Raw genomic sequence first — 6,871 nt, forward strand, 5'->3', positions numbered from 1 at the left:
ATCGTGCGCTGGACCACGTGCCTGGCCTCTCGCCAAGAGCGGCCGGGAACGCACACAGGATCGAACGATGCGTTATATCAGTACCCGCGGGCAGGCGCCCGCGCTGTCCTTCGAAGAGGTCGTGCTGACGGGCATGGCAAGCGACGGCGGCCTCTACGTGCCGGAGACCGTCCCGCAGCTGTCCAAGGAAGAGCTCGCCGACATGGCCGGTTGTTCTTATGCCGAGATTGCCTTTCGGGTGATGAAGCCGTTCGTCAACGGCGAGATCGACGACGACACCTTCCGCGGCCTGGTCAAGGACGCCTACGCGACCTTCAGCCACGACGCCGTGGTGCCGCTGAATCAGCTCGACGCCAATCACTTTCTGCTCGAGCTGTTCCACGGCCCGACACTCGCCTTCAAGGACGTCGCCCTGCAACTGTTGGGCCGGCTGCTCGATCACTTCCTGAAGAAGCGCGGAGAGCGCGCGGTGATCATGGGCGCCACCTCTGGTGACACCGGCTCAGCGGCCATCGAAGGCTGCCGCCACTGCGACAACCTGGATATCTTCATCCTGCACCCGCATAACCGGGTGTCCGAGGTTCAGCGTCGTCAGATGACCACGGTGCTGGCCGACAACGTCTTCAACATCGCTATCGAAGGCAACTTCGACGATGCGCAGGCGATGGTCAAGGCGAGCTTCGCCAATCAGGACTTCCTGAATGGCACCCGTCTGGTGGCAGTGAATTCGATCAACTGGGCGCGCATCATGGCCCAGATCGTCTACTACGTGGCCTCGGCCGTGGCCCTCGGTGCCCCGCAGCGGGAGGTTAGCTTCTGCGTGCCATCGGCGAACTTCGGCAACCTCTTCGCCGGTTATATGGCGAGTCAGATGGGCCTGCCGGTCAAGCAGTTCATCATCGCCACCAACGCTAACGACATCCTGCACCGCACGCTCGCCGACAACGACTTCTCCAAGCGCGATCTCGAGGCGACCCTGGCGCCGTCGATGGATATCGTGGTGTCGTCGAACTTCGAGCGGTTGCTGTTCGATGCCTACGAGCGTGACGGCAATGCCGTGGCCGAGCTTCTCGAGCGCTTCCAGCAGGAGCCAACGGCGCTTGCCGAGGCGCCGTTGGAGAAGCTGCGCGAGAAGTTTGCGAGCTACAGCGTCGATGATGCGACCATCCTCGAGGTGATTCGCGAGGCGCACCATCGCACTCACGAGATCCTCGATCCGCACACCGCCACCGGCTATCGGGCGGCCGAGCGGGCGCGGGCCGATGCCAGCACACCGATGGTCACGCTCGCGACCGCCCACCCGGCGAAGTTCGCCGATGCGGTGGTCAAGGCCGGCTTCCCGGGCGTTCCGCTGCCGCCGCACATGGACGATCTGCTCGAGCGCGAGGAGCGCTATGCGGTGCTGCCCGCCGAGCTCGAAGCGGTGCAGCGCTTCGTCGCCGACCAGCGTCGCTGAGCCACTCGCATCAAGCCGTCATGACGCCCGGTCCGCCGGGCGTTTTTCGTCCCAACACCCTGCCTTCCTGAGGAGCCGCCGTGGAATCCGCCTCGCTTTCGACCGCCCCTGCCGACTCGCTTCGCCCGCGCATCGAGCCGCGCCCGCGTGACGAGGCGCTCTATGCCCGTGCCCAGGCCGAGGGCCTGACCGAGCTGCAGGCGCGGGTGCTGGCCGGACGGTTGGCCGGCTATCGAGGCGACATCGCCCCCCTGGTGACACCCAGCCTTCGCCATCTGGCGCATCCTGAACGGCTCAAGGACGCACGCCGCGCCGCCGAGCGCATCGCCCAGGCGGTGGTCGAGGGCGAGCATATCGGCATCCTGACCGACTATGACGTCGACGGCATCACCTCGCACGTGGTGATCAGGCGCACGCTCAATGAGCTGTTCGGGGTGCCGGAGTCGCGCCTGCACAGCCTGATCGGTCACCGCATCAACGATGGCTACGGCATCAGCCTGCCGCTGGTCGAGCGCACCCTGCGCCTGTCGCCGGGCCCGAGGCTTGTGATCACCGCCGACTGCGGCAGCTCCGACGAGCCGCGTATCGCCAGGCTCAAGGAGGCGGGGCTCGAGGTGGTGGTGACCGACCATCATGCGCTGCCCGAGGAGGGGCCGCCGGCCTCGGCCTATGCCACCGTCAACCCGACCCGGGACGACTGCGATTATCCGGACCCGACCATCGCCGGCTGCATGGTGGCCTGGCTGACCATGTCACTGGCCCGTCAGGTATTGATCGACTGGGGAGCGCTGTCGCCTTCGACCCCCAAGCTCTCGCCCTGGCTCTCCTATGTGGCGCTGGGTACCGTCGCCGACTGCGTATCGCTGGGCGGCAGTGCGGCCAACCGCGCCGTGGTCAACCACGGCCTGACCCTGATCAACCGCATGGAAGCCGCCTGCTGGCGGACCATGGCCGCGCGTCTGGGCCCGGACAGCGTGCCCTTCGACGCCGAGACCCTGGCCTTCCAGATGGGGCCGCGCATCAATGCCCGCTCGCGCCTTGATGATCCCTATGCGGCGCTGCACTTCATGCTGGCGGCCGACGACGCCACGGCGGCGCGCCACCTCGAGGTGCTGGACCAGGACAATCAGTCCCGCAAGGCCATCGAGGCCGAGATGGCCGAGGAAGCCAAGGCCCTGGCGAGCGCCCAGCTTGCCGATAACGTGCCGGCGCTGGTGGTGTTCCTGGAGACCGGCCATGCCGGAGTGCAGGGCATCGTCGCGTCACGGCTGGTTCAGGCCTTCGGCCGCCCGGCGCTGGTGCTGACCCCGGCGGCGACCGCCGGCATGCTGACCGGTTCAGGGCGCTCCATCGAGGGTCTGCACCTGCGTGATGCCTTGCAGCGCGCCCACGATCTGGCCCCGGAGGCGTTGCCGCGCTTCGGCGGCCACCGTGGCGCTGCCGGCATCGGCCTGCCCAGGGAGCGCCTCGACGACTTCCGCTGGGCGATCTGGCAGGCGGCGAGCGAGCAACTGGGTGAGCGTGAGCTTTACCCCTGCGTCTACACCGACGGCGCCCTGTCCCCGGAGCAGCTGTCGCTCGAGACGCTTGATGAGCTGGCGGCCCTCGCGCCCTTCGGCCGCGAGTTCGAGGCGCCGCTGTTCGAGGGCGACTTCCTCGTCGAGGCGCTGCGCCCGGTGGGCGCTGACGGCAGCCATCTGATGCTGGAACTCGGCCATGGCCGCACCACGGTGCGGGCGATCTGGTTCCGCGCCCTGACCCCGGGCGAGGTGCCGGCCTTCGGGCTCGGCGACCGGCTGCGCTGCGCCTTCAAGCTCAACCGCAACCGCTGGAAGGGTCGCGAGTCGCTGCAACTGATGGTCGAGCATGCCGAGCCGCTGAGCCCGGCCTGATTCGCCCCTGTTCCTGTTGGATGACCTGGCCGAGGAGGCCGCCAATGAGCGATAAGCGTAGGGAATCACAGCGCCTGGACGACGAAGAGATTGCGGCCGCGCCGCAAGACGACGGCGCGCAGGCAAGCCACGGGGCGGGGGAGAGCGCTGAGGATGCGCGTCCGGACCTTGAAGACGTCGCGCCCGAGGATTTGCCCCTGGACCCCCACCGGCCACACGAGGACGTCCTGGCGATGCTGCTTGGGACGCTACTGGTGGCGCTCGGGGTGACCTTCTACTCCCAGGCCATGCTGCTCGCCGGCAGCACCGCCGGCCTGGCGCTGCTGGCGGAATATGTCACCGGGCTCGGCTTCGGTGGCATGTTCTTTGTGATCAACCTTCCCTTCTACTATCTGGCGATCAAGCGCATGGGCTGGTCCTTCACCCTGCGTACCTTCATCGCCACGGCGCTGCTGTCGCTCTTCGCTTTTCTGACGCCTGGCTGGGTCGATATCGCGTCGCTGAACCCCGTCTATGCGGCGGTGATCGGTGGCAGCCTGCTGGGGATCGGCCTGCTGGTGCTGATTCGTCATCGCACCAGCCTTGGCGGCATCAATATCCTCGCACTCTATCTGCAGGAGCGCTTCGGCTGGCGTGCGGGCTATGTGCAGCTCGGCGTCGATATGCTGATCCTGGGCCTGTCCTTCCTGGTACTCGAGCCCAACGGCATCGCGCTGTCGGTGCTGGGCGCGGTCATCATGAACCTGATTATCGGCCTCAACCACAAGCCCGGGCGCTATATCGGGGTGAGCTGAGCAGGCGTCTGGGCTCGGTTAAGCACTCGACTAAGTACTCGATTAGGCACCGAGCCAGAACCACCAGACGATGGCGCCGATCAGGGCGATGCCGCCAAGATTCACGAGTAGCGTCATGAGCGCACCTCCTGGGAGTGGGTATCGGTGCCTGGCGTTGCTTGCGAGGCAGAAGCTGCCCTGACGGACGGCCTGAAGCGGCGCAGGCGATTGGCGTTGGCGACCACCGTGACCGAGGACAGCGACATCGCCGCCGCCGCAATCATCGGTGACAGCAGCCAGCCGGTGGCGGGGTAGAGCACGCCTGCGGCAATCGGAATGCACAGGCTGTTGTAGCCAAAGGCCCCCCACAGGTTCTGCTTGATGTTGGCAAGGGTCGCGCGACTGATCTCGATGGCATCGGCCACGCCGACAAGCGAGCTTCGCATCAGGGTGATGCCGGCGCTTTCGATGGCCACGTCGGTGCCCTGACCGATCGCGAAACCGACGCTTGCCTGGGCTAGCGCCGGGGCGTCGTTGATGCCATCACCGACCATCCCGACCACTTCGCCGGCTTCCTGGCGGCGCTTTATCTCGGCAAGCTTATCCTCGGGCAGGAGCCCGGCACGCACCTCATCAATGCCCACCTCGCGGCCGATGGCCTCGGCGGTGTGGGCATTGTCACCGGTCAGCATAACCACCTTGAGCCCGTCGGCCTGCAGGCGGGCAACGGCCGCCCGGCTGTCCTCGCGCAGCGGGTCGCTGATGCCGAATACCGCGATGAGCCGGCCATCGACGGCCAGTTGCACGACGGTACGGGCCTGGCCTTCGAGCCGCTCGACGATCGCCTGGCCAGGTGCCAGGTCGATTCCTTCATCCTCGAGCAGGCGAGTATTGCCTAGCAGCAGGGCCTGGCCCTGCTCGGTGGTGGCCTTGAGGCCGCCGCCGGTGACGCTGGTGAAGTTCTTGACCGCCTGCGGGCGCGCGCCGGCCTCTGCCGCGTGGGTCAGCAGCGCGGCGGCCAGCGGATGCTCGGAGCCCTGTTCGAGGCCCGCGACGAGACTCAGCGCCTGAGATTCATGGTTTTGGGACTCATCGCCCTGGGACTCATCGCTTCGGGCATCGAGGCCCGTGTCAGAAAAAACGTGGGCGTCGGTGACGCGGGGCTTGCCCTCGGTGAGGGTGCCGGTCTTGTCGACCACCAGGGTGGTCAGGCGGCTGGCCAGCTGCAGCGCCTCGCCGTTTCTGATCAGTACGCCGTGCTCGGCGGCCTTGCCGACCCCGATCATGGTCGAGAGCGGCGTGGCGAGCCCCAGGGCGCAGGGGCAGGCGATGATCAGCACGGCGGTGGCGGTGATCAGCATATGCAGCACTCGGGGCTCTGGGCCCAGATTGAACCAGGCCAAGGCCGTGACGACGGCGATGATCATCACCGTAGGCACGAAGACGCCGGCCACCCGGTCGGCCAGGGCGCCGATCGGCGGGCGTGAGCCCTGGGCGCGGGCGACCTGATCGGTGATGCGGCCAAGGCGAGTGTCGGCGCCGACCCGGGTGGCGCGATAGATCAGGCTGCCGCGACCGTTGACGGTGCCGGCGCTGACTTCATCACCCGCCGCCTTGGCGACTTCCTGCGGCTCGCCGGTAAGCATGGATTCATCGACGTGGCTCTCGCCGTCCTCGACCTCGCCATCCACCGGCAGGCGTTCGCCGGGGCGTACGCGAATGCGATCGCCCGTGCGTACGGCATCGATGTCGATATCGACTTCCTCGCCATCGCGAATCACCCGAGCGGTGCTGGACTGCAGGTCGAGTAGCCGACCCAGGGCCTCGCTGGTGCGGCCTCGGGCACGAAGCTCCAGGGCGTTTCCAGCCAGGATCAGCCCTACGATCATGATCGAGGCCTCGAAATAGAGGTTATGCGCCGCATTGGGCAGCCAGGGGGCGAAGGCAACCACCGTCATCGAATACAGCCAGGCGGTGCCGGTGCCCATGGCTACCAGGGTGTCCATGTTGGCTTCGTGGTGGCGCAGGGCCTTGGCGGCACTGATGAAGAAGTGCCGTCCTGGTCCCGCCAGCACGCCCAGCGTCGCGAGTCCGATCAGCGCCCAGACGCTCCGCTCGGCGCCGCTAAGGACCGGATGATGGAAGAACATGGCGATCATCAGCGGCACCGCCAGGGCCAGCGCCATTAGGCTGCCGCGGCGGCGCTGCCGGTACGCCTGTCGATCGTTTTCGGCGCGCCGTGCCTCGGCCTGGCGCAGGTCCTCGATGGGCGAGGCGCCGTAGCCTGCGCTCTCCACGGCCTCGACGAGGGACTGGGCGCTGGCGCTGCCACGCACCTGAGCGGTGTGGCTAGCGAAGTTAACCTCGGCGGCGGTGACGCCCGGAGTGCGCTCAAGCGCCTGCTGCACGCTCTTCACGCAGCTGGCGCAGGTCATGCCGGAGAGCGATAGCCGCACGCTGCCGGAGTTGTCGGGTGCGGGCGCTTCCGGCTCTGGCGCTTGATTTGCCTCTGGTGTGGTATCTGCCTGCGGCGTTGTCGCGCCGTTATCCTCCGACTGATGGGTCGCGCCTGGAGACTCCACGGCGGGATAGCCGGCTTCCTCGAGCAGTGCATCCACTCGCTCGCTGTCGAGGCGTGTCGTGACTTCGAGGCGCTTTTCGCCGGGCTCGCCGCTGACCTCGGCGTCCGGATCTTCTGCCTGGATGGCCTTGCGCATGGTCGCGACGCAGCCCTGACAGCTCATGCCGGG

General features: G+C 67.3%; 4 protein-coding genes. 3 read left to right on the forward strand and 1 reads right to left on the reverse strand.

The features are described 5' to 3' along the window. The first annotated feature begins 67 nt into the window (after positions 1-67). The 3 genes from thrC to BLR71_RS16755 all read left to right on the forward strand — a co-directional run bounded on the left by thrC (position 68) and on the right by BLR71_RS16755 (position 4,142). Positions 68-1,456 carry a threonine synthase gene (thrC, locus tag BLR71_RS16745; protein WP_092528893.1) on the forward strand — a complete coding sequence of 463 codons (1,389 nt, stop codon included), beginning with the start codon at positions 68-70 and terminating at the stop codon, positions 1,454-1,456. Between the two features lie 80 nt (positions 1,457-1,536). Next, positions 1,537-3,348 carry a single-stranded-DNA-specific exonuclease RecJ gene (gene recJ / locus BLR71_RS16750; protein WP_092528895.1) on the forward strand — a complete coding sequence of 604 codons (1,812 nt, stop codon included), beginning with the start codon at positions 1,537-1,539 and terminating at the stop codon, positions 3,346-3,348. Positions 3,349-3,581: 233 nt separating this feature from the next. After that, positions 3,582-4,142 (forward strand): YitT family protein, encoded by a 561-nt coding sequence (locus BLR71_RS16755; protein WP_245696577.1) that lies wholly within the window; start codon positions 3,582-3,584, stop codon positions 4,140-4,142. Between the two features lie 113 nt (positions 4,143-4,255). Here BLR71_RS16755 and BLR71_RS16760 read toward each other — a convergent pair. Beyond that, positions 4,256-6,871: heavy metal translocating P-type ATPase (locus BLR71_RS16760; RefSeq protein WP_092528913.1), on the reverse strand; the 2,616-nt coding region annotated here is incomplete at its 5' end.

The sequence above is a fragment of the Onishia taeanensis genome (assembly GCF_900100755.1).
Classification (GTDB): domain Bacteria; phylum Pseudomonadota; class Gammaproteobacteria; order Pseudomonadales; family Halomonadaceae; genus Onishia; species Onishia taeanensis.